16 protein-coding genes are annotated in these 22,619 nt (G+C 62.3%); 11 read left to right on the top strand and 5 right to left on the bottom strand.

Features of this window, described 5'->3' with window-relative positions; genetic code table 11:
* Nucleotides 1–34 precede the first annotated feature (34 nt).
* The 4 genes from xdhA (at nucleotide 35) to guaD (ending at nucleotide 6,194) form a co-directional block, all read left to right on the top strand.
* Nucleotides 35–1,489 (top strand): xanthine dehydrogenase small subunit, encoded by a 1,455-nt coding sequence (gene xdhA, locus KJY40_RS10380; protein WP_007952021.1) that lies wholly within the window; start codon nucleotides 35–37, stop codon nucleotides 1,487–1,489.
* A complete protein-coding gene (gene xdhB / locus KJY40_RS10375; RefSeq protein WP_230736544.1) occupies nucleotides 1,482–3,881 on the top strand; it encodes a xanthine dehydrogenase molybdopterin binding subunit in 2,400 nt (799 codons plus the stop codon). Before xdhA ends, xdhB begins: the two co-directional genes overlap by 8 nt.
* A gap of 137 nt (nucleotides 3,882–4,018) precedes the next feature.
* Nucleotides 4,019–4,876: a xanthine dehydrogenase accessory protein XdhC gene (gene xdhC / locus KJY40_RS10370; protein WP_230736542.1), complete on the top strand. Its 858-nt coding sequence runs from the start codon at nucleotides 4,019–4,021 to the stop codon at nucleotides 4,874–4,876.
* A 13-nt stretch (nucleotides 4,877–4,889) separates the two neighbouring features.
* A complete protein-coding gene (guaD, locus tag KJY40_RS10365; protein WP_230736540.1) occupies nucleotides 4,890–6,194 on the top strand; it encodes a guanine deaminase in 1,305 nt (434 codons plus the stop codon).
* A 109-nt stretch (nucleotides 6,195–6,303) separates the two neighbouring features.
* Here the strand turns inward: guaD and KJY40_RS10360 are convergent, their stop codons facing one another.
* On the bottom strand, nucleotides 6,304–7,068 hold the full coding sequence (locus KJY40_RS10360) for a GntR family transcriptional regulator (protein ID WP_007952027.1): 765 nt from the start codon (nucleotides 7,066–7,068) through the stop codon (nucleotides 6,304–6,306).
* Nucleotides 7,069–7,293: 225 nt separating this feature from the next.
* Here KJY40_RS10360 and KJY40_RS10355 point away from each other — a divergent pair, with 225 nt between their 5' ends.
* Nucleotides 7,294–8,484 (top strand): benzoate/H(+) symporter BenE family transporter, encoded by a 1,191-nt coding sequence (locus KJY40_RS10355; protein WP_230736538.1) that lies wholly within the window; start codon nucleotides 7,294–7,296, stop codon nucleotides 8,482–8,484.
* Nucleotides 8,485–8,538: 54 nt separating this feature from the next.
* Here the strand turns inward: KJY40_RS10355 and KJY40_RS10350 are convergent, their stop codons facing one another.
* Nucleotides 8,539–8,883, bottom strand: a complete 345-nt coding sequence (locus KJY40_RS10350; RefSeq protein ID WP_007952029.1) for a YggL family protein — start codon at nucleotides 8,881–8,883, stop codon at nucleotides 8,539–8,541.
* A 234-nt stretch (nucleotides 8,884–9,117) separates the two neighbouring features.
* Here KJY40_RS10350 and dacB point away from each other — a divergent pair, with 234 nt between their 5' ends.
* A complete protein-coding gene (dacB, locus tag KJY40_RS10345; RefSeq protein ID WP_007952030.1) occupies nucleotides 9,118–10,578 on the top strand; it encodes a D-alanyl-D-alanine carboxypeptidase/D-alanyl-D-alanine endopeptidase in 1,461 nt (486 codons plus the stop codon).
* Between the two features lie 74 nt (nucleotides 10,579–10,652).
* Here the strand turns inward: dacB and KJY40_RS10340 are convergent, their stop codons facing one another.
* Complete coding sequence (locus tag KJY40_RS10340) at nucleotides 10,653–13,037, bottom strand: sensor domain-containing diguanylate cyclase (RefSeq protein WP_230736536.1); 2,385 nt, start codon at nucleotides 13,035–13,037, stop codon at nucleotides 10,653–10,655.
* 146 nt (nucleotides 13,038–13,183) lie between these two features.
* A complete protein-coding gene (rlmKL, locus tag KJY40_RS10335; protein WP_230736533.1) occupies nucleotides 13,184–15,454 on the bottom strand; it encodes a bifunctional 23S rRNA (guanine(2069)-N(7))-methyltransferase RlmK/23S rRNA (guanine(2445)-N(2))-methyltransferase RlmL in 2,271 nt (756 codons plus the stop codon).
* A gap of 530 nt (nucleotides 15,455–15,984) precedes the next feature.
* Here rlmKL and rmf point away from each other — a divergent pair.
* Nucleotides 15,985–16,200, top strand: a complete 216-nt coding sequence (gene rmf / locus KJY40_RS10330; protein ID WP_003223300.1) for a ribosome modulation factor — start codon at nucleotides 15,985–15,987, stop codon at nucleotides 16,198–16,200.
* A 138-nt stretch (nucleotides 16,201–16,338) separates the two neighbouring features.
* On the opposite strand, the gene KJY40_RS10325 is transcribed toward rmf, so the two are convergent.
* A complete protein-coding gene (locus tag KJY40_RS10325; protein ID WP_230736531.1) occupies nucleotides 16,339–17,358 on the bottom strand; it encodes a quinone-dependent dihydroorotate dehydrogenase in 1,020 nt (339 codons plus the stop codon).
* A 222-nt stretch (nucleotides 17,359–17,580) separates the two neighbouring features.
* Here KJY40_RS10325 and KJY40_RS10320 point away from each other — a divergent pair, with 222 nt between their 5' ends.
* The 4 genes from KJY40_RS10320 to KJY40_RS10305 all read left to right on the top strand — a co-directional run bounded on the left by KJY40_RS10320 (nucleotide 17,581) and on the right by KJY40_RS10305 (nucleotide 22,493).
* Nucleotides 17,581–18,792: a CmpA/NrtA family ABC transporter substrate-binding protein gene (locus KJY40_RS10320; protein ID WP_230736529.1), complete on the top strand. Its 1,212-nt coding sequence runs from the start codon at nucleotides 17,581–17,583 to the stop codon at nucleotides 18,790–18,792.
* A gap of 15 nt (nucleotides 18,793–18,807) precedes the next feature.
* Nucleotides 18,808–19,383, top strand: coding sequence for an ANTAR domain-containing response regulator (locus KJY40_RS10315; protein WP_007916390.1), 576 nt, complete (start codon nucleotides 18,808–18,810; stop codon nucleotides 19,381–19,383).
* Between the two features lie 220 nt (nucleotides 19,384–19,603).
* Nucleotides 19,604–20,815 carry a nitrate/nitrite transporter gene (locus KJY40_RS10310; RefSeq protein WP_007952035.1) on the top strand — a complete coding sequence of 404 codons (1,212 nt, stop codon included), beginning with the start codon at nucleotides 19,604–19,606 and terminating at the stop codon, nucleotides 20,813–20,815.
* Nucleotides 20,816–20,822: 7 nt separating this feature from the next.
* Nucleotides 20,823–22,493 carry a bifunctional protein-serine/threonine kinase/phosphatase gene (locus KJY40_RS10305; RefSeq protein ID WP_230736527.1) on the top strand — a complete coding sequence of 557 codons (1,671 nt, stop codon included), beginning with the start codon at nucleotides 20,823–20,825 and terminating at the stop codon, nucleotides 22,491–22,493.
* Nucleotides 22,494–22,619: the final 126 nt, after the last annotated feature.

The following is a 22,619-nucleotide window of genomic DNA, read 5'->3' as shown; positions in this document are numbered from 1 at the left end:
GCTCAACAACAATAATGAGTCTGCGAGGCCTTCCGTGATCCAGTTTTTACTCAACCAGGAACTCCGTAGCGAGCACGCCCTGGACCCGAACCTGACTGTGCTCAACTACCTGCGTGAACACGTGGGCAAATCCGGCACCAAAGAAGGCTGCGCCAGCGGTGACTGCGGCGCCTGTACGGTGGTGGTCGGCGAATTGCAGACGGATGACGATGGCCGCGAGCACATTCGCTATCGCAGCCTCAACTCGTGCCTGACGTTCGTATCGTCCCTGCACGGCAAGCAATTGATCAGCGTCGAAGACCTCAAGCACAAGGGCGAACTGCACAGCGTGCAGAAAGCCATGGTCGAGTGCCACGGTTCGCAGTGCGGTTTCTGCACCCCCGGTTTCGTGATGTCGCTGTTCGCCCTGCAAAAGAACAGCGATGCACCGGATCATGCCAAGGCCCACGAAGCGCTGGCCGGCAACCTCTGCCGCTGCACCGGTTACCGGCCGATCCTGGCCGCTGCCGAACAATCCTGCTGCGGCAAGCAACCGGATCAGTTCGACGCCCGCGAAGCCGAAACCATCTCCCGCCTCAAAGCCATTGCCCCGACGTCCATCGGCGAACTCAACAGCGGCGACAAACGCTGCCTGGTGCCGCTGACCGTGGCCGATCTGGCCGATCTCTACGACGCTTATCCACAAGCCCGGCTGCTGGCCGGCGGTACCGATCTGGCGCTGGAAGTCACGCAGTTCCACCGCACCCTGCCGGTGATGATCTACGTCGGCAACGTCGCCGAAATGAAGCGCATCGAGCACTTCGAGGATCGCATCGAAATCGGCGCCGCCACCGCCCTCTCCGACTGCTACGAAGCACTGAACGCCGAGTATCCGGACTTCGGCGAACTGCTGCACCGCTTCGCCTCACTGCAGATCCGCAACCAGGGCACCCTCGGCGGCAACATCGGCAACGCCTCGCCGATCGGTGATTCGCCACCCCTGCTGATCGCCCTCGGCGCGCAGATCGTGCTGTGCAAGGGCGAGACCCGCCGCACGCTGGCCCTCGAGGATTACTTCATCGATTACCGGGTCACCGCGCGTCAGGAAAGCGAGTTCATCGAGAAAATCATCGTCCCACGCGCCACGGCCGAGCAGCGTTTCCGCGCCTACAAAGTCTCCAAGCGTCTGGACGACGACATCTCCGCCGTCTGCGCCGCGTTCAACCTGCGCGTCGAGAACGGCGTGATCACCGACGCCCGCGTCGCCTTCGGCGGCATGGCCGCGATCCCGAAACGCGCCGCTCATTGTGAAGCCGTGCTGCTCGGCCAGCCGTTCAACAACGCTGTGGTGGAACGTGCCTGCACCGCGCTGGGCGAGGACTTCACCCCGCTCTCGGACTTCCGCGCCAGCAAGGAATACCGCCTGCTCAGCGCGCAGAACCTGCTGCGCAAATACTTCATCGAACTGCAAACACCGCACATCGAGACTCGGGTGACCGCTTATGTCTAACCATCACGGCGTAGAGAAAACACAAGCTGAACTGGCTGAACTGTTCGCCAGGGACCTGACCACCGGCGTCGGCCGCAGCGTCAAGCACGACAGCGCCGCCAAGCATGTGTCCGGTGAAGCGCAGTACATCGACGACCGCCTGGAATTCCCCAACCAGTTGCACGTTTACGCACGGCTGTCGGATCGCGCCCACGCGAAAATCATCAGCATCGACACCAAGCCCTGCTACGCCTTCGAAGGCGTACGCATCGCCATCACCCACGAAGACGTGCCGGGTCTGAAAGACATCGGCCCGCTGCTGCCGGGCGATCCGCTGCTGGCTATCGATGACGTGCAGTTCGTCGGTCAACCGGTGCTGGCCGTGGCCGCGAAAGATCTGGAAACCGCACGCAAGGCCGCCATGGCCGCGATCATCGAATACGAGGATCTGGAACCGGTGCTGGACGTGGTCGAAGCCCTGCGCAAACGCCACTTCGTGCTCGACAGCCACACCCACCAGCGCGGCGATTCGACCACGGCTCTGGCCACGGCCGAACACCGGATTCAAGGCACGCTGCACATTGGCGGCCAGGAACACTTCTATCTGGAGACGCAGATCTCCTCGGTGATGCCGACCGAAGACGGCGGCATGATCGTCTATTGCTCGACGCAGAACCCCACCGAAGTGCAGAAACTGGTGGCGGAAGTCCTCGACGTGTCGATGAACAAGATCGTCGTCGACATGCGCCGCATGGGCGGTGGTTTCGGCGGCAAGGAAACTCAGGCCGCGAGCCCGGCCTGCCTGTGCGCAGTAATCGCGCACCTCACCGGCCAGCCGACCAAGATGCGTCTGCCACGGGTCGAAGACATGCTGATGACCGGCAAGCGTCACCCGTTCTACGTCGAGTACGACGTCGGCTTCGACAGCACCGGACGCCTGCACGGGATTGCGATGGATCTGGCCGGCAACTGCGGTTGCTCGCCTGACCTGTCGGCCTCGATCGTCGACCGCGCGATGTTCCACTCGGACAACTCGTACTACCTGGGCGATGCGACCATCAACGGTCACCGCTGCAAGACCAACACCGCGTCGAACACCGCCTACCGTGGTTTCGGCGGCCCGCAAGGGATGGTCGCGATCGAAGAAGTGATGGACGCGATTGCCCGTCACCTCAACCTCGATCCGCTGGCCGTGCGCAAGGCCAACTACTACGGCAAGACCGAGCGCAACGTCACCCATTACTACCAGACCGTCGAGCACAACATGCTCGAAGAGATGACCGCCGAGCTGGAAGAAAGCAGCCAGTACGCCGAGCGTCGCGAAGCGATCCGTCGCTACAACGCCAACAGCCCGATCCTGAAAAAAGGTCTGGCGCTGACCCCGGTGAAATTCGGCATTTCCTTCACCGCCAGCTTCCTCAACCAGGCCGGTGCCTTGGTGCACGTCTACACCGACGGCAGCATCCATCTGAACCACGGCGGCACGGAAATGGGACAGGGCCTGAACACCAAAGTCGCGCAGGTCGTGGCCGAAGTGTTCCAGGTGGAAATGGATCGCGTGCAGATCACCGCGACCAACACCGACAAGGTGCCGAACACCTCGCCGACCGCGGCCTCCAGCGGTGCCGACCTCAACGGCAAAGCCGCGCAGAACGCAGCAGAAATCATCAAGCAACGCCTGGTCGAATTTGCCGCGCGGCACTACAAGGTCAGCGAAGAAGACGTGGAATTCCACAACGGCCACGTGCGGGTTCGTGACCACATCCTGACCTTCGAAGCGCTGATTCAGCTGGCGTATTTCAACCAGGTGTCGCTGTCGAGCACCGGGTTCTACAAGACCCCGAAAATCTACTACGACCGCAGCCAGGCCCGTGGCCGGCCGTTCTACTACTTCGCCTTCGGCGCGGCGTGCTGCGAAGTGATCGTCGACACCCTGACCGGCGAGTACAAGATGCTGCGCACCGACATCCTCCACGACGTCGGCGCCTCGCTGAACCCGGCCATCGACATCGGCCAGGTCGAAGGCGGTTTCGTCCAGGGCATGGGCTGGCTGACCATGGAAGAACTGGTCTGGAACAACAAAGGCAAGCTGATGACCAACGGCCCGGCCAGCTACAAGATCCCGGCCGTGGCGGACATGCCGCTGGACCTGCGAGTGAAACTGGTGGAAAACCGCAAGAACCCGGAAGACACGGTGTTCCACTCCAAGGCGGTGGGTGAGCCGCCGTTCATGCTCGGCATCGCCGCGTGGTGCGCGATCAAGGATGCGGTGGCCAGCCTTGGCGACTACAAGCATCAACCGAAGATCGACGCGCCGGCGACCCCGGAGCGGGTGTTGTGGGGTTGCGAGCAGATGCGCCAGCTCAAGGCAGTGAAAGCCGTAGAAGCTGAAACCGAGCTGGCTCCGCTCTAAGACCGAGGTGCAGCCTTCGCGGGCAAGCCCGCTCCCACAGAGATATGCGCTGACTGTTGGACTTGTGCAAATTCAATGTGGGAGCGGGCTTGCTCGCGAAGAGGCCAGAACAGACAACGACAGATGTCGAGGTGAACATGTACAACTGGATCGACGCCCTCGCCGACCTGCAGAACCGGGGCGAACCCTGCGTTCTGGTGACCATCATCGAAGAGCTCGGCTCGACGCCGCGCAATGCCGGCTCGAAAATGGTCGTCAGCGCTCGCCAGACGTTCGACACCATCGGTGGCGGGCACCTGGAATACAAAGCCATGCAGATCGCTCGCGAGATGCTCGCCAGCGGCAAGCAGGACACCCATCTGGAGCGCTTCAGCCTCGGTGCCAGCCTCGGCCAGTGCTGCGGCGGCGCCACGGTGCTGTTGTTCGAGCCGATGGGCCAGGTGCAGGCGCAGATCGCCGTGTTCGGCGCCGGTCATGTCGGTCGCGCGCTGGTACCCTTGCTCGCCAGCCTGCCCTGTCGGGTGCGCTGGATCGATTCCCGGGAAGAAGAATTCCCCGAGCAGATTCCCCACGGCGTGCGCAAGATCGTCGCCGAGGAGCCCGTGGATGAAATCGACGACCTGCCCGCAGGCAGTTACTGCATCGTCATGACCCACAACCATCAGCTGGATCTGGAACTCACCGCCGCGATCCTCAAGCGCAACGACTTCACCTGGTTCGGGCTGATCGGCTCGAAAACCAAACGGGCCAAGTTCGAACACCGTTTGCGTGATCGTGGTTTCGACGCCAGTGTCGTACAACGCATGCGCTGCCCGATGGGCATCGGCGAAGTCAAAGGCAAGCTGCCTGTGGAAATCGCCATCTCCATCGCCGGCGAAATCATCGCCACCTATAACGCCAATTTCGGCCAGCACACCGCCAGTGCCGAACCGATTGCCAAACTGCTGCCGGTTTCGCGCCGCAGTCAGGCCGCCACACTCAAAGCCTCAAACTGATTAGAGAACCCTCATGCCTCTGACTCGCAAAGCCTACCGCGCCGCCATCCTGCACAGCATCGCCGACCCTGCCGAGGTCGGCATCGAAGCCTCCTACGAGTATTTCGAGGACGGCCTGCTGGTGGTCGATGGCGGCAAGATCAGCGCCCTCGGCCACGCCAGCGAACTGCTGCCGACCCTGCCGGCGGACATCGAGATCACGCATCACAAGGATGCGCTGATCACTCCGGGCTTCATCGACACCCACATCCACCTGCCGCAGACCGGTATGGTCGGCGCCTACGGCGAGCAACTGCTGGACTGGCTGAACACTTATACCTTCCCGTGCGAAAGCCAGTTCGCCGACAAGGCCCACGCCGATGAAGTGGCGGACATTTTCATCAAGGAACTGCTGCGCAACGGCACCACCACCGCGCTGGTGTTCGGCAGCGTGCATCCGCAATCGGTGAACTCGTTCTTTGAAGCGGCCGAGAAGCTGGATCTGCGGATGATCGCCGGCAAGGTGATGATGGATCGCAATGCGCCGGACTACCTGACCGACACTGCTGAATCCAGCTACGTCGACAGCAAGGCGCTGATCGAGCGCTGGCACGGCAAGGGTCGCCTGCACTACGCCGTGACCCCGCGTTTCGCCCCGACCAGCACCCCGGAACAGTTGACCCTCGCCGGCCAATTGCTGACTGAATACCCGGATCTGTACATGCAGACCCACATCAGCGAAAACCTCAAGGAAATCGAGTGGGTCAAGGAGCTGTTCCCGGAGCGCAAGGGTTACCTCGACGTCTACGATCACTACCAGTTGCTCGGCGAGCGCTCGGTGTTCGCCCACGGCGTGCACCTGTGCGACGACGAATGTGCGCGCCTGGCGGAAACCGGCTCGGCGATCTCGTTCTGCCCGACCTCGAACTTCTTCCTCGGCAGCGGCCTGTTCAACCTGCCGATGGCCGAGAAGCACAAGCTGAACGTCGGCCTCGGCACTGACGTGGGCGGCGGCACCAGTTTCTCGCTGCTGCAGACCCTGAACGAAGCCTACAAAGTGATGCAGCTGCAAGGTGCGCGCCTGAGCCCGTTCAAGTCGCTGTACCTCGCTACTCTCGGCGGCGCGCGGGCGCTGCGCCTGGAAGACAAGATCGGCAACCTGCAACCGGGCTCCGATGCCGACTTCCTGGTACTCGACTACAACGCCACGCCGCTGCTGAGCTACCGCCTGAAGCAGGCCAACAACATTGCCGAGACGTTGTTCGTGCTGATGACGCTGGGCGATGACCGTACCGTGGCCCAGACCTACGCGGCGGGTGCGCTGGTACACCAGCGCTAATTTTCCGCAGCCAAAAAAATCCCCCGGTACTTTGCAGTCCGGGGGATTTTTATTGCCTGTCAGATTGCTATCGCTGGCAAGCCAGCGATAGGGGGCGACGCGGTCTGACTCAGAGCTTGACCGCCGGCCGCCCCGGCTTTTTGGTCTGCAACAGGTGCGAGAACACCGCATGCAGATCGTCCGAAGCACTTTCCTCATCGAGATTGAGCTTGCTGTCGATGTGATCCATGTGATGCATCATCAGGTCCACCGCCAGCTCGCCGTTGCGCGCTTCGATGGCGTCGATCAACTGGGTGTGCTCGTCGTAGGAACAGTGCGAGCGGTTGCCGCTTTCATATTGGGCAATGATCAGCGACGTCTGCGAAACCAGGCTGCGCTGGAAGCTGATCAACGGCGCGTTCTTCGCTGCCTCGGCCAGTTTCAGATGGAATTCGCCCGAGAGACGGATGCCGGCACCGCGATCGCCACGGGAGAAGCTGTCGCGCTCGTCGTTGACCATCTGGCGCAGTTCGGCGATCTGCTCGGCCGTTGCGTGTTGCACCGCCAATTCAGTGATCGCGCGCTCCACCAGACGCCGGGCGAGGAACACCTGACGCGCCTCTTCAACGCTCGGGCTGGCGACGACCGCGCCACGGTTCGGCCGCAACAGCACCACGCCTTCATGGGCCAGACGCGAAAGCGCGCGGCGAATGATGGTGCGGCTGACCCCGAAAATTTCCCCCAGCGCTTCTTCGCTCAACTTTGTGCCGGGCGCCAGGCGCTGTTCGAGGATGGCCTCGAAAATATGCGCATAGACAATATCGTCCTGGGTTCCGCTGCGGCCGGCTTTGCCTGCTCGCGGTTGTTTCTTGAGGGGTTGCAACTGTTCGTTCATGGGCACTCGAGTCGGGAAGAACGGCGGCGAATTGACCGTGACTGTAATACGGCACAGTGGGTCGCTGGCAAGTATCGCGTAAAAAACAGCGCGATTGTACACAATGGAAGGTGGCAACACGACTGTACGGCTGTTTGTGGCTTTGGCTGTATTGCAACGCTCCGTTACGTTTGAGTTTAGGCTTAAACCCGAAATCCGTGGCTTGAACAAGGAAACGCCGCTGTCATGAACGAAATTACCCATACCCGACTGCGCCCGCTGGCGGACACATCGCCCTCCGCCATCGTCGCCGGGTTCATCGCGATGATGACCGGCTACACCAGTTCGCTGGTGCTGATGTTCCAGGCAGGGCAGGCGGCGGGCCTGACCAGCGGGCAGATTTCGTCGTGGATCTGGGCGATCTCCATCGGCATGGCGGTGTGTTCGATCGGCCTGTCGCTGCGCTATCGCACGCCAATCACGATTGCCTGGTCGACACCCGGCGCCGCGCTGTTGATCACCAGTCTAGGCGGCGTTACCTACGGCGAAGCCATCGGCGCCTACATCACCTGCGCGGTGCTGGTAACCATTTGCGGCCTGACCGGCAGTTTCGAACGGCTGGTGAAAAAGATCCCGGCCTCCCTCGCCGCCGCGCTGCTGGCGGGGATTCTGTTCAAGATCGGCAGCGAAATCTTCGTCGCCGCGCAACATCGCACCGGGCTGGTGCTGGGGATGTTCTTCACTTATCTCATCGTCAAACGCCTGTCGCCACGTTATGCGGTGCTTGCCGCGCTGCTGATCGGCACCGCGCTGTCGGGGTTCATGGGACTGCTGGACTTCAGCGGCTTTCATCTGGAAGTGGCGACACCGGTCTGGACCACGCCGCACTTTTCCCTGGCCGCGACCATCAGCATCGGCATTCCGCTGTTTGTCGTAGCGATGACCTCGCAAAACATGCCCGGCATCGCCGTGCTGCGGGCCGACGGCTACAACGTCCCGGCCTCGCCGCTGATCACCGCCACCGGCGTCGCGTCCCTGCTGCTGGCGCCGTTTGGCTCCCACGGCATCAACCTGGCGGCCATCAGCGCGGCAATCTGCACCGGGCCGCATGCCCATGAGGATCACAACAAACGCTACACCGCTGCGGTGTGGTGCGGGATTTTCTACGGGATTGCCGGGGTGTTCGGCGCCACGCTGGCGGCGCTGTTCGCCGCGCTGCCCAAGGAACTGGTGCTGTCGATTGCTGCTTTGGCGCTGTTCGGCTCGATCATCAATGGCTTGAGCATCGCCATGACCGAGGTGAAGGAACGGGAAGCGGCGCTGATCACCTTCATGGTCACGGCGTCGGGGCTGACGCTGTTTTCCATCGGTTCAGCCTTCTGGGGGATTGTCGCGGGGGTGCTGACCTTGCTGATCCTCAACTGGCGCAAGGCCTGAGTAAAAAGCAGGCATAAAAAAACGGCGACCCTCAGGTCGCCGTTCTTTTCAGTATCACTTGGCCGCGTTGATCGGCTTTTCAGGATACCAAACGTCCAGCAGCGGGCTGATTTCAGTGGAAGTCAGCTCGGAGCGGGTTTTCAGCCAGGCTTCAACAGCAGCGCGCTGCTCTTCGGAGACCGAACCACGCTTCTGCAGGCAAACCAGACCGAAGTCGTCGCCGCCGACATAGCCCAGACCGTTGGCTTCCATGGCTTCTTTGATGAATGCTTCGAGGAAAGCGTCAATGGCTTCTTCGGACAGGTCTTCTTTGAAGCCCAGGTTCAGTTCGAAACCCAGCTCTTGAAATTCATCGACGCACAGTTTTTTGCGCAGACGCTGGGAACGGTTAGTCGCCATTGGAACAATCCTCTTAAGTAATAACGGCCGGCACTTTACCAGTTTAAGCCGGCGATTGCCCGACTCTCTGGGACGTGCGTGCGACCGCCTGTAAAAAAATAACGAATTGGCGCCCTTGCGAAAGGCACAAGCTGTTACACCTTGGGGCATAATGCCGACACTTTCATGACCACTGAGGGCCTTTTCATCCATGTCCTCGTCTTTTTTCCCCTCGGCTGTAGGGTTTTATTTCATATGATCAAATCGTTGCGTCCTCTGCTTCTGGCCGGTCTTCTTCTGCCGCTGGCCCTGCCCGTCTCCGCTGCCACCATCAACACCGCCCTGACCCCCAACGTCGAAAAAGCCCTCAAGGCCAGCAAGCTGCAGCCCACGGCCCTGTCGCTGGTGATGGTGCCGCTGGACGGCCCGGGCACGCCGACCGTGTACAACGCCGACGTGTCGGTCAATCCGGCCTCGACCATGAAGCTGGTCACCACTTACGCGGCGCTGGAAATGCTCGGTCCCAACCATCAGTGGAAAACCGAGTTCTACACCGACGGTGACCTGAACGGCGGGATCCTCAACGGCAACCTCTACCTCAAGGGTGGTGGCGATCCGAAGCTGAACATGGAAAAACTCTGGCTGCTGATGCGCGACCTGCGTGCCAACGGCGTGACTCAGGTCACCGGTGATCTGGTGCTCGATCGCAGCTTCTTCGTGCAGCCGCAACTGCCGGAATTCAACGATGACGGCAACGACGAGAACAAGCCGTTCCTGGTCAAGCCGGATTCGCTGCTGGTCAACCTCAAGGCCCTGCGTTTCGTGGCCCGCAATGACAATGGCCGGGTTTTGATCTCGGTCGAACCGCCGATTGCCAGCATCAACATCGAAAACACCGTCAAAGCGCTCAACTCCAAACAATGCACCGGTGGCGTGCGCTACAACCCGGTGCCGCAGGCCGATGGCAGCGTGACCGTGACCGTGGCCGGCCAGTTGGGCGAAGGCTGCAGCTCGCAGACTTACCTGTCGCTGCTCGACCACGCGACCTACACCGCCGGCGCCGTGCGGGCGATCTGGAAGGAACTGGGCGGCAGCATCCAGGGCAAGGATCGTCTGGCCCCGACCCCGAGCAGCGCCAAGGTGCTGGCCCGGGCGTTCTCGCCGGATCTGGCGGAAATCATCCGCGACATCAACAAGTACAGTAACAACACCATGGCTCAGCAGCTGTTCCTGAGCCTGGGCCAGAAATTCCGCAACGACGCCGACGGCGATGACGCCAAGGCCGCGCAACGCGTGGTCCGTCAGTGGCTGGCGAAGAAAGGCATCACCGCGCCGCACCTGGTGATGGAGAACGGCTCCGGCCTGTCGCGTTCGGAGCGGGTCAGTGCCCGGGAAATGGCCAGCATGCTGCAAGCGGCCTGGCACAGCCCGTATGCTGCCGAGTACATCAGCTCGCTGCCGATTGCCGGCACCGACGGCACCATGCGCAAACGCCTGAAGACCACCGCGATGCGCGGCGAAGCCCACGTCAAGACCGGCACCCTGAACACCGTGCGGGCGATTGCCGGCTTCAGCCGCGACGTCAACGGCAATACCTGGGCGGTGGTGGCGATCCTCAACGATAAAGCCCCGTTCGGCGCGTCGTCGGTGCTGGATCAGGTGTTGCTGGATCTCTACAAACAGCCGCGGACGCCGCAGACCGCTTCGGTTCTGTAATCCGCCTCTGAGAACTCCGCGGATCCTGTGGGAGCCGGGCAAGCCCGCTCCCACAGGATCCGCGTTAAGCTGGCTCAGTTCATCTGCCGCTCGACCCGATCCCGCCCGCCCTGTTTCGCCGCATACACCCCCGAATCCGCCCGCAGCAACAGCGCATCCGCGCCCTCTCCCGGCCGCCAGCTGGCAATCCCGAAACTGGCCGTCACCACCCCCACCACGTCGATCGGCGCACCGCGCAGGCTTTGCCATAACTCCTCGGCCAGCATGTGGGCGTGGTCGCCGTCGATGTCCGGGCACAGCACCATGAACTCTTCGCCGCCCAACCGGCAGAACACATCGGTACGTCGCAGACGATGGCCGATGCGCTCGCAGACCGCCTGCAAAACCCGGTCGCCCGCAGCGTGACCGTACTGATCGTTGATCCGCTTGAAGTGGTCGATGTCGAGCATGATCACCGACAATTCGCCACCGCCGCGCTCGACCCGGGCCATCTCTGTGGTCAGGCGCTCCTGGAAATAGCGTCGGTTGTGAATGCCGGTCAGGGCGTCGGTCACCGACAGGGCGCGCAGCTCTTCTTCGACGCGCTTCAGGTCGGAGATGTCGGAGATATAACCGTGCCACAGCACGCCGCCGCCCGGCAGTTCCTCCGGGGTCGCTTCCCCGCGCACCCAGCGCAGGCCGCGCTCGGGCAACTGCACGCGATATTCTTCGCGCCACGGGCTGAGGTTGTCCGCCGAGGCGCGGATCGAGGTGCGCACGCGGCTGACGTCCTGCGGGTGGATGCGGGTGAAGATGGCTTCGGCGTTGAGCAACAGCACGTCCGGCTCCAGCTCGTAGATCTCGCGGATGCCGTCGCTGGCGTAGATCACGCTGAAGCGACCGTCGAACTCCATCTTGAATTGATAGATCCCGCCGGGAACGTGGGCGCTGAGTTTCTTCAACAACACGTCCCGCGCGGCCAGCGCTTCATGCACGCGCTTGCGCTCGGTGATGTCGATGCAGATCGCCAGATGCCCGACCCACAGCCCCTGCTCGTCCAGCACCGGCGTGGCCAGCATGTTCACTGGGATGTGGCTGCCATCCTTGCGCACCAGCGTCCACTCCCGCGCCTCGTGCCCGCCAACTTCGCCACCCTCCACCAGCATCGCCTGACAGGTCGGAATGGTCTTGCCATAACGGGCGCTGAGCTCCGCCGAGCGGGCCACCAGTTCTCGGGGAAAGTGCAGATTTTCCAGGGTCATGTGGCCGATCACTTCAATGCTGCGGTAACCGAGCATCTGCTCGGCGCCGGGATTGAAGGTGTTGATCACCCCGCGCAGGTCGGTGGCGATGATTGCCACCTGGGTCGCCGCGTTGAGCACCCCGCGCAATTGGCCATGGGTGCCGCGCAATTCCTGCTCGCGCTCATGCAGTTCCTGAGTGCGCAACTCGACCATGCGCAACGCGCGCTGACGCTGACTGACCAACACATAAAGAAGCGCGCTCAGCAGCAGACTGAGCAATCCGCCCAGCACCACCACACTGCCAACCGACGAATGGTTGGCCTGCATGAACGCTTCGCTCGGCAGGATATCCACCTGGTAGTCGTGATCGGCCATGCGCACCAATCGTGTGGCGGACAGATCGCTCGGTGCCGGTTCGTTGGTCGATTCGAATAGCACCTCATGCTGATCGTTGGTGGACAAATCAAGAATGCGCACCGACAGATAGTCATGAAGGGCATCCGGCAAACCGTCCGCCAGCAGTTGACGCATGCTGATGACGGCCATCACGTAGCCGAACGACTTGGGCTCGCCGGGGCGCACCACCGGCGCCACCAACAGCACGCCCCGCGCATAGGCCGGCTCGATCGCCACCAGATGCATCGGCTGCGAAACCGCCAGGCCACCGATCTGATCTGCGCGCTCCAGGGTCGTGCGGCGCAGCGGCTGGGCCAGCAAGTCATAACCCAGTGGCGAGCCGAGCCGGCTCTGGGTCTGGCTGTACAACACCACCACGTATTCATCGCGGGCGGAGGCCAGTTGCAGCTCGCCGCGGGCATTGAGTTCGCGCACGCTGAAGGTGCTCAGGCCTTCATCCCGCGCACGCTGTTCAAAGGCTGCACGCTCGGCGCCGCTCACCCGCAGGGCGAACGAATAGGCCTGGGTGCGCAGTAATAAAGGTTGGGTGTAGCCGTCGAATTCGGCGCGGGACACCGATTCGGAGTTGGCGAAGAACCGGCGCAGGCCATCGAGACGTTGCTCCTGATCCTGAAAACGTTCTTCGATGCGGCTGTAGCGCTCGTTCGCCAGTAGCTGAAAGCGTTGGCGCAACTGGCTGTGAAACTGATTGAGGGTGCCCCAGGCGAGCAGCCCCGTGAGAATCCCGCCGGCGAGCAATACCAGCAGCGCGACCAGCCAGGCCGAGACTTCTTCGCTGATAAAACCCAATATCTTCGGGCGCACGGGGTGCAACGACATAAAAGCCACTCACTACGTCAGCATCTGCGGGAAAAACCCCATCGGCCGTGTGTGAGTTATAGCTATTAGCCACTAATTTGGCTAGCTCTGAACGGATCCAAGAGCCTTTGAAAATCAAGGCTCTGTGGATCCAATTTTGCAGAGTGTCAACGAGCCGTGATTTTCCAGGCGCGGTGGATCTTGCCGTTGCGGGCGAAATCCGGGTCGATGGTGCTGGCGGTGATTTCCTCGACCGCGTAACGCTCGACCAGGTTGTCTTCGAGCTGGAACTTGCGGAAGTTGTTGGAGAAGTACAACACCCCGCCCGCCGCCAGACGGGCCATGGCCAGGTCGATCAACTGCACCTGGTCACGCTGCACGTCGAAGATGCCTTCCATTCGCTTGGAGTTGGAGAACGTCGGCGGATCGATGAAGATCAGGTCGTATTCGTCGCGGGAATTCTCCAGCCACGCCATCACATCGCCCTGCTCCAGACGGTTCTTGTCGGAGAAACCGTTGAGCGACAGGTTGCGGCGCGCCCAGTCGAGGTAGGTTTTCGACAGGTCGACGCTGGTGGTGCTGCGCGCGCCGCCCTTGGCCGCGTGCACGCTGGCGGTCGCGGTGTAGCAGAACAGGTTGAGGAAGCGCTTGCCGGCCGCCTCTTTCTGAATCCGCATGCGCATCGGCCGGTGGTCAAGGAACAGCCCGGTGTCGAGGTAGTCGGTGAGGTTGACCAGCAACTTCACGCCGCCCTCGGTGACTTCATTGAACTTGCCCTGAGCCGCCTGACGCTCGTACTGCTTGGTGCCGCTCTGACGCTCGCGGCGCTTGACCACCACGCGGCTCTTGTCGATGTTCAGTGCCTGCGGGATGGCCGCCAGGGCATCGAACATGCGGATCGAGGCCTTTTCCGGGTCGATCGACTTCGGTGCGGCGTATTCCTGAACGTGCACCCAGTCGTGGTACAGGTCGATGGCCATGGCGTATTCCGGCATGTCCGCATCGTAGACGCGGTAGCAGTCGATGCCTTCGCGCTTGACCCACTTGCCCATCGCCTTGAGGTTCTTCTGCAGGCGGTTGGCAAACATCTGCCCGCCTTCGCTCAGGCGCGGCTGCTCGATCACTGGCGCCGGGGCCGGCGTCGGTTTGATCGGGTTGCCGTTCTTGTTGAACTTGCGCTCTTGTGGCTCGTTCGGCGTCTGATCGTAGGCGGCTTGCTCGCGCTCGGCCTGACGCTGCTCCGGGGTGCGGCGCTCGCCGGTGACGAACTGATCCGGCAGGACTTTGATCAACAGCAGCTTGCACGGCAGCGCGCCGTTCCAGAACGAATACTGTTTGTGGCTGCGGATACCCATGCGTTTGCCCAGATCCGGCGCGCCGGTGAACACCGCCGCTTCCCAGTTCAGGCAGGCCTGACGCAGACGCTCGCCAAGGTTCTGGTAGAGGTACAACAGGCTGGCTTCATCACCCAGACGCTCGCCGTACGGCGGGTTGCAGATGACCAGGCCTTTCTGGTTCTGGTCCGGACGCGGCTCGAAGGTCGCCACTTCGCCCTGATAGATCTTGATCCACTCGCTCAGGCCGGCGCGTTCGACGTTGTTGCGGCCCGGCTGGATCAGACGTGGGTCGGCTTCATAACCACGGATCCACAGCGGCGGCTTGGCCAGACCGGCAGCGGCGCGCTCGACCGCTTCTTCATGGAGTTTTTTCCACAGCGCCGGTACGTGACCGAGCCAGGCGGTGAAACCCCATTGCTCGCGACGCAGGTTCGGTGCCATGTCGGCGGCGATCATGCCGGCTTCGACCAGGAACGTGCCGACACCGCACATCGGGTCAGCCAGCGCGCCACCTTCGGCGGCAATGCGCGGCCAGCCGGAACGGATCAGGATCGCGGCTGCAAGGTTCTCCTTCAGCGGCGCAGCGCCCTGCTGCAAGCGGTAGCCGCGCTGGTGCAGGCTGTGGCCGGAAAGGTCGAGGGACAGAATCGCTTCGCCACGATCCAGACGCAGGTGAATGCGCAGGTCCGGGTTGAGCTTGTCGATGCTTGGACGATCGCCCTGCGGGGTGCGCAGTTTGTCGACGATGGCGTCCTTGACCTTCAACGCGCCGAAGTGAGTGTTGTCGATACCCGAACCATGGCCGCTGAATTCCACGGCCAGAGTGCCGTCGGCCAGCATGTGATCCTGCCAGTCGACGTCGAGTACGCCGTGGTACAGGTCTTCGGCGTTTTTCATCGGGAAGCGCTTGAGCACCAGCAGCACCCGGTTGGCCAGACGCGACCAGAGGCACAGGCGATAAGCGGTTTCCATGGTCGCCATGCCACGCACGGCGGAGGTGTGTTCGCGGGCCTCTTCAAGGCCAAGCCCGACGGCTTCCTCGATGAGCAGGCCTTCAAGGCCTTTGGGGCAAGTGAGGAAGAGTTCGAAACGGTCGGACATGGTTTTTCCAGAGCCTTTGGCTAATGAACCGGCAACGCATTGCCGATCCGGTTTTCAATCAGGCGCTTTTCTACAAGAGCGCCCGCGTGGCACGAAGGTGTGCCGTTCCATCCCCGCTGCTCGGGTTAAAAGAGCTTAGATGCCGGGACAGATAAAAAAGTTGAAGCAACAAAATGACTCAAAGCAACCCTTCGTCGAATAGTACCCCAGCGTAAACGTGGGTCATTCTCACTAAAGGATTAACCTCATCATCCAGCGCGGGGCCGATCATACCGGGGTTTGGCCAATAAACACTGGATAAATACGCGGTTACTTATGGCCATAGCATCTTTTTCGTTACGTCCTTATGACAAAACGGTCATTCCATCGATGTGACTCATTGGTTAGAACTGGACACAGGTTGACGTCGCAACGGCGTCAACACCTTGGCTCGCCACGCCGGCAGCGAGCCGCCAACGGCAGAATTTTTCTGCCAGACCTCAATTGAGGTCGACGCGACAAAAACAGTCAACAAGTGAGGGAAACACCCTATGAGAAGACTTAAGCGTGATCCGTTGGAAAGAGCATTTTTGCGCGGATATCAATATGGCGTTGGTGGCAAATCCCGTGAGCTTTGCCCATTTACTCTACCGTCGGTACGTCAAGCCTGGATCAACGGCTGGCGAGAAGGACGCGGCGACAACTGGGACGGTATGACCGGCACTGCGGGAATCCACAGACTCAACGAACTTCACGCCGTCGGCTGACACAGGGCACTTATTCCGACACGACAATCTGATTTCGCAACACCCTGATCACCATGCACGTCCTTCCCGGACGGCGGGCTACGGCCCAGGGGCTCCTTCGAGGAGCCCTTTTTTATGCCTGCCTTTTATGTCCGCCGATCAGCGCCTGGCGGCGATCGCGTCGACCGATTCGCGGATCAGCGCCGGGCCCTTATAGATGAAGCCGGAGTAGATCTGCACCAGGCTCGCGCCGGCAGCGATCTTCTCGGCTGCATGCTTGCCTTCGGTGATGCCGCCCGCCGCGATGATCGGCAGCTTGCCGCCCAGCTCGGACGCCAGCACTTTCACCGTGTGGGTACTCTTCTCACGCACCGGGGCGCCGGACAGACCGCCCGCCTCGTCACCGTGTTCCATGCCTTCGACGCCCACGCGGCTGAGGGTGGTGTTGGTGGCGATCACCGCGTCCATCCCGGTTTCGATCAGCGCTTGGGCGACCTGCGCAGTTTCTTCGTCGGTCATGTCCGGTGCGATCTTGATCGCCAGCGGTACATGCTTTCCGTGGCGCAGGGCCAGTTCGGCGCGGCGCGTGGCCAGATCCGCCAGCAATTGCTTGAGCGAATCGCCGAATTGCAGGCTGCGCAGGCCCGGGGTGTTCGGCGAACTGACGTTGACCGTGACGTAACTGGCGTGGGCGTAGACCTTGTCCAGGCAGATCAGGTAGTCATCCACCGCGCGCTCGACCGGGGTGTCAAAGTTCTTGCCAATGTTGATCCCCAGCACGCCTTTGTATTTGGCCGCCGCCACCCGCGCCAGCAGGTTATCCACACCGAGGTTGTTGAAACCCATGCGATTGATGATCGCCTCGGCTTCCGGCAGGCGGAAAATTCGTGGTTTCGGGTTGCCCGGCTGCGGACGCGGGGTCACGGTGCCGATTTCGACAAAACCGAAACCCAGCTGCGCGAAGCCGTCGATGGCTGCGCCGTTCTTGTCCAGACCGGCCGCCAGACCCACAGGATTCGGGAACTCCAGGCCCATGACATTCACCGGCAGCGACGCCGGAGCCTTGCACAGCAAGCCGTTGAGGCCCAAACGCCCGCCCGCGCCGATCAGATCCAGCGACAGATCGTGGGAGGTTTCCGGGGAAAGTTTGAACAACAGCTGACGGGCCAGGGTGTACATGGGCGGCTATGACTCGGGCGGCGAAAAGAGGCGGCGATTATAGCCGGGCATCGCCCCGCGGCGCGAGGCGCACGGGCAAATCTGTGCGCATGGCATATGCCTTGCACCTTCCTCGGCATCAGCCCGCAGGCCAATGGTGGCGTGCAGGCAAGGACAATGGCGTCGTCTCTCGGTTTTGCGCGGGCAAAGCCCGGGACGACGTTTTTTTTGAGGGTGGCTTTCATGACTCAAACCTCCGCCGGGCCGCTGGCCTGGGTCAACGGCAGCGATGCCCCGGAAAAAAGCGCGATCAACCTCGGTTTCATGGCCCTGAGCGACTGCGCCTCGCTGGTGGTCGCCGCCACCCAAGGCTTTGCTCAGCCTTATGGGTTGACCCTGAACCTCAAGCGCCAGAGTTCCTGGGCCAACCTGCGGGACAACCTGGTCAGCGGCGAACTCGATGCCGCCCACAGCCTTTACGGCCTGATTTACGCGGTGCACTTGGGCATCGGCGGTGTCGCGCCGACCGACATGGCGGTGCTGATGGGCCTGAATCAGAACGGCCAGAGCCTGAACCTGTCCCACGGTTTGCAGGGCCTGGGCGTGACCGGTCCTGAAGCGCTGCACCACCATGTGCACCAAACCCGCGCAAAACTGACTTTCGCCCAGACCTTCCCGACCGGCACCCATGCCATGTGGCTGTATTACTGGCTGGCGAGCCAGGGCATTCATCCGTTGCAGGATGTCGACAGCGTGGTGGTACCGCCGCCGCAAATGGTCGCGCACTTGCAGGCCGGACGCATTGATGGCCTCTGCGTCGGCGAGCCGTGGGCGGCCAGCGCCGTGCAGCAGGATCTCGGTTTCACGCTGGCGACCAGCCAGACCATCTGGCCCGATCACCCGGAAAAAGTCCTCGGCTGCACCCGTGCCTTCGTCGAGCAATACCCCAACACCGCCCGGGCGCTGGTGATGGCGATCCTCGAAGCCAGTCGCTTCATTGAAGAAAGCCCGGAAAACCGCCGCAGCACCGCGCAGTTGCTGAGCGCCGCGGAATACCTCGACGCCCCGGTGTCGTACATCGAGCCGCGCTTTCTCGGCGACTACGACGATGGCCTCGGCAACCGCTGGCAAGACCCGCACGCCCTGCGCTTTCACGGCGATGGCGCGGTGAATCTGCCGTACCTGTCGGACGGCATGTGGTTCATGACCCAGTTTCGCCGTTGGGGTTTGCTGCGCGATGACCCGGATTACCTCGCCGTCGCCCGTCAGGTGCAGCAACTGGAGATCTATCGCGACGCGGCGACTGCTGTGGGCGTCGCAGCCTGGGGCAAGGACATGCGCAGCAGCCAGTTGATCGACGGCAAAATCTGGGACGGCAGCGACCCGGCCGCCTACGCCCGAAGCTTCACGCTCCACGCGCTGAACGACAGCGCGCCCCTTCTCGCCCACCGCTGACAGGAGACCGCGAACATGCTGCGCATTCTGCTGATCAACGACACCGCGAAAAAAGTCGGGCGCCTGAAAGCCGCGCTGACCGAGGCCGGTTTCGAGGTGATCGACGAGTCGGGCTTGACCATCGACCTGCCGGCGCGCGTCGAAACGGTGCGCCCGGACGTGATCCTGATCGATACCGAGTCACCGAGCCGCGATGTGATGGAGCAAGTGGTGCTGGTCAGCCGCGACCAGCCCCGGCCGATCGTGATGTTCACCGACGAGCATGACCCCGGCGTGATGCGTCAGGCAATCAAGTCCGGGGTCAGTGCCTACATTGTCGAGGGCATTCACGCACAACGCTTGCAGCCGATTCTCGACGTGGCCATGGCCCGCTTCGAAAGCGACCAGGCCTTGCGCGCCCAGCTTCAGGCCCGCGACCAGCAACTGGCCGAGCGCAAACGCATCGAACTGGCTAAAGGTCTGCTGATGAAAATGAAGGACTGCAACGAAGAAGAGGCCTACACCCTGATGCGCCGCCAGGCCATGAGCCGCCAGCAGAAACTGATTCAGGTGGCGGAGCAGATCATTGCCATGAGCGAGCTGCTTGGCTGAACTGGCACAAATCTCGCTAAGCATTCAGCACAGGTAACCAACGGCGGTTGCCCCACCTACGACAAAGACGTCGCTCACCTTCTTCGCCCCTTTCGGCGATCCGGGTAGCGGCGTTTTTGCGTTTTGGCCCCACAGCCCGGGGCCGGTGGTGCGGCCGTGGCGGCGCTCCACTGTGCTGGTTCTGACTCCTTCTCGAGATTCTCTACAGCTGAGGTGCGCGATGAATAAAAGCTTCTGGAAATCCGGCCACACCCCGACCCTGTTCGCGGCCTTCCTGTATTTCGACCTGAGCTTCATGGTCTGGTATCTGCTCGGCCCGCTGGCGGTGCAGATTGCCGCCGACCTGCACCTGACCACTCAACAGCGTGGCCTCGTGGTGGCGACGCCGATTCTGGCCGGCGCGGTGCTGCGCTTTGCGATGGGCATGCTCGCCGATCGCCTGTCGCCGAAAACCGCCGGGCTGATCGGCCAGGTGATCGTGATCTGTGCGCTGTTCGGTGCCTGGAAACTCGGCATCCACAGCTACGAACAAGCCCTGCTGCTCGGCCTGTTCCTCGGCATGGCCGGCGCCTCGTTCGCCGTGGCCCTGCCGCTGGCCTCGCAGTGGTATCCGCCAGAGCATCAGGGCAAGGCGATGGGCATCGCCGGGGCCGGCAACTCCGGGACCGTGTTTGCAGCGCTGATCGCCCCGGTACTGGCGGCGGCGTTCGGCTGGAGCAATGTGTTCGGTTTCGCCCTGATTCCGCTGATCCTGACCCTGGTGCTGTTTGCCTGGCTGGCGAAGAACGCACCGGAGCGGCCAAAAGCCAAATCCATGGCCGATTACTTCAAGGCCCTGGGCGACCGCGACAGTTGGTGGTTCATGTTTTTCTACAGCGTCACCTTCGGCGGCTTCATCGGCCTGGCCAGCGCCCTGCCCGGCTACTTCAACGATCAATACGGTTTGAGCCCGGTCACCGCCGGTTACTACACCGCCGCCTGCGTGTTCGGCGGCAGCCTGATGCGCCCGCTGGGTGGCGCGCTCGCCGACCGTTTCGGCGGGATTCGCACGTTGCTGGCGATGTACACGGTAGCCGCAGTTTGTATCGCAGCGGTCGGATTCAACCTGCCAAGTTCCTACGCGGCGCTGGCACTTTTTGTCTGCACCATGCTCGGTCTCGGCGCGGGCAATGGCGCGGTGTTCCAACTGGTGCCGCAACGTTTCCGTCGCGAAATCGGCGTGATGACCGGGCTGATCGGCATGGCCGGCGGCATCGGCGGTTTCGCCCTGGCGGCAGGCATGGGCGCGATCAAACAGAGCACCGGCAGCTATCAACTGGCGCTGTGGTTGTTCGCCAGCCTTGGCGTGCTGGCGTGGTTCGGTCTGCACGGGGTCAAACGTCGCTGGAGAACCACCTGGGGTTCGGCGGCCGTGACCGCTGCCCGGGTCTGAGGCCCGAATGGCCCTGCAACTGAGCTTCGCCGAAGCCAGCGCCACCGGCCCCCGCGCGGAAAACCAGGACGCCTTGCGCCTGGTGACCCCGGCCCCGGCGCTGGCGGCCAGCAAAGGTTTTCTGTTTGCCATCGCCGACGGCGTCAGCCAGTGCGCCGATGGCGGGCTGGCTGCGCGTTCGACCTTGCAGGCGCTGGCGCTGGACTACTACGCCACCCCGGAAACCTGGAGCGTGGCCCAAGCCCTTGATCGTCTGCTGCTTGCACAAAACCGCTGGTTGCAGGCCAACGGTGGCGGACAGCCACTGCTCACCACGGTCAGTGCGTTGGTCCTGCGGGGCCGGCGATTTACCCTGGCGCACGTCGGTGATTGCCGGGTCTATCGCTGGGACGCCGAGACCTTGCAGCGGATCAGCGAGGATCACGTCTGGGATCAACCGGGCATGCAGCATGTGCTCAAGCGCGCACTGGGACTGGATCAGCATCTGGTGCTGGACTTTCTCGATGGCGAACTGCGTGACGGCGAATGTTTCGTGCTGCTCAGCGATGGCGTGTGGGCGGCGCTCGGCGATACCACCATCGCCGGAATCCTGCGCGATCAGCCGGACCTGCACAGTGCGGCGCAAACGTTGGTCAACGCCGCGCACCTGGCCGGCAGTCAGGACAACGCCAGCGCGCTGTTGGTGCGGGTGGATGCCGTCGGCGAGGCCTGCCTCGGCGACGCGCTGATTCATTTGCAGCAATGGCCGCTGCCCCCGCCGCTGAAACCGGGTCAGGTCTTTGAAGGCTGGCGGGTGCAAGGGATCGTCGGTCAGAGCCAACAATCATTGCTGTATCGCGTGCTCGATGGTCAGGGCCAAGCCTGGCTTTTGAAAACGTTGCCTGCACAACTGGCAGACGATGCCCAGGCCGGTCAGGCCTTGCTGGCGGAGGAATGGTTTCTCAAACGCGTCGCCGGGCGGCATTTTCCCGAAGTCCATAGCGCCGGCCAGCGTCAGCATTTGTACTACGTGATGCGTGAATATTCGGGGACGACCCTGGCTCAGTTGTTCGAGCAAAGCGGCCCGCTGCCACTGGCTCAGTGGCAGGATCTGGCCGAACGCCTGTTGCGGGCCGTCGGACTGTTGCATCGACGGCAGATTCTGCACCGCGACATCAAACCGGAAAATCTGCACCTGGGGGACGACGGCGAGTTGCGCCTGCTGGATTTCGGCCTGGCGTACTGCCCCGGTCTGTCGCAGGACGCACCGGCAACCTTGCCCGGAACCCCGAGTTTCATCGCGCCGGAAGCCTTTCAAGGCGCAGCACCCAGCGCACAACAGGATCTGTATGCGGTAGGCGTGACCTTGTATTTCCTGCTCACCGGGCATTTTCCCTACGGCGAAATCGAAGCCTTCCAGCGCCCGCGTTTCGGGGTGCCGGTGAGTGCCGGTCGCTATCGCCCGGATCTGCCGGAGTGGCTGGCGCAATGTCTGGAGCGCGGTGTGGCGACCGATCCATTGCAACGCTATGAAACCGCCGAGGAATGGCTGCTGATTCTGGAGCAAGGTGAACGCCGCAGCCTGAATGTACGCCCTCGCCCCTTGCTGGAACGGGAGCCGCTGAAGGTCTGGCGGACATTGGCGTTGCTGGCGCTGCTGGGCAATCTGGTGCTGCTTTTTCTGTTGTTTCATGGGTGATGCGGCGCTCCATTAGCGGGCGTACCGCTTCCATTCAGTGCAAAAACCACAATGAACATCTGGCCAATTCCAGCATTACCCCAGTGAATTCGCGGCTCACCGCGACTTGGCACAACCACTGCATTA

It is taken from the genome of Pseudomonas fitomaticsae (assembly GCF_021018765.1).
GTDB classification, from domain to species: domain Bacteria; phylum Pseudomonadota; class Gammaproteobacteria; order Pseudomonadales; family Pseudomonadaceae; genus Aquipseudomonas; species Aquipseudomonas fitomaticsae.
This window is presented reverse-complemented; position numbering and strand designations above follow the sequence as displayed.

Coding starts and splice junctions, on each gene's coding strand:
- KJY40_RS10340 (WP_230736536.1), bottom strand. CDS start 13,037: ATGTCGTTGCACCCCGTGCGCCCGAAGATATTGGGTTTTATCAGCGAA.
- KJY40_RS10320 (WP_230736529.1), top strand. CDS start 17,581: ATGACTCAAACCTCCGCCGGGCCGCTGGCCTGGGTCAACGGCAGCGAT.
- dacB (WP_007952030.1), top strand. CDS start 9,118: ATGATCAAATCGTTGCGTCCTCTGCTTCTGGCCGGTCTTCTTCTGCCG.
- rmf (WP_003223300.1), top strand. CDS start 15,985: ATGAGAAGACTTAAGCGTGATCCGTTGGAAAGAGCATTTTTGCGCGGA.
- KJY40_RS10315 (WP_007916390.1), top strand. CDS start 18,808: ATGCTGCGCATTCTGCTGATCAACGACACCGCGAAAAAAGTCGGGCGC.
- rlmKL (WP_230736533.1), bottom strand. CDS start 15,454: ATGTCCGACCGTTTCGAACTCTTCCTCACTTGCCCCAAAGGCCTTGAA.
- KJY40_RS10325 (WP_230736531.1), bottom strand. CDS start 17,358: ATGTACACCCTGGCCCGTCAGCTGTTGTTCAAACTTTCCCCGGAAACC.
- xdhC (WP_230736542.1), top strand. CDS start 4,019: ATGTACAACTGGATCGACGCCCTCGCCGACCTGCAGAACCGGGGCGAA.
- KJY40_RS10310 (WP_007952035.1), top strand. CDS start 19,604: ATGAATAAAAGCTTCTGGAAATCCGGCCACACCCCGACCCTGTTCGCG.
- guaD (WP_230736540.1), top strand. CDS start 4,890: ATGCCTCTGACTCGCAAAGCCTACCGCGCCGCCATCCTGCACAGCATC.
- KJY40_RS10350 (WP_007952029.1), bottom strand. CDS start 8,883: ATGGCGACTAACCGTTCCCAGCGTCTGCGCAAAAAACTGTGCGTCGAT.
- KJY40_RS10355 (WP_230736538.1), top strand. CDS start 7,294: ATGAACGAAATTACCCATACCCGACTGCGCCCGCTGGCGGACACATCG.
- KJY40_RS10305 (WP_230736527.1), top strand. CDS start 20,823: ATGGCCCTGCAACTGAGCTTCGCCGAAGCCAGCGCCACCGGCCCCCGC.
- xdhB (WP_230736544.1), top strand. CDS start 1,482: ATGTCTAACCATCACGGCGTAGAGAAAACACAAGCTGAACTGGCTGAA.
- KJY40_RS10360 (WP_007952027.1), bottom strand. CDS start 7,068: ATGAACGAACAGTTGCAACCCCTCAAGAAACAACCGCGAGCAGGCAAA.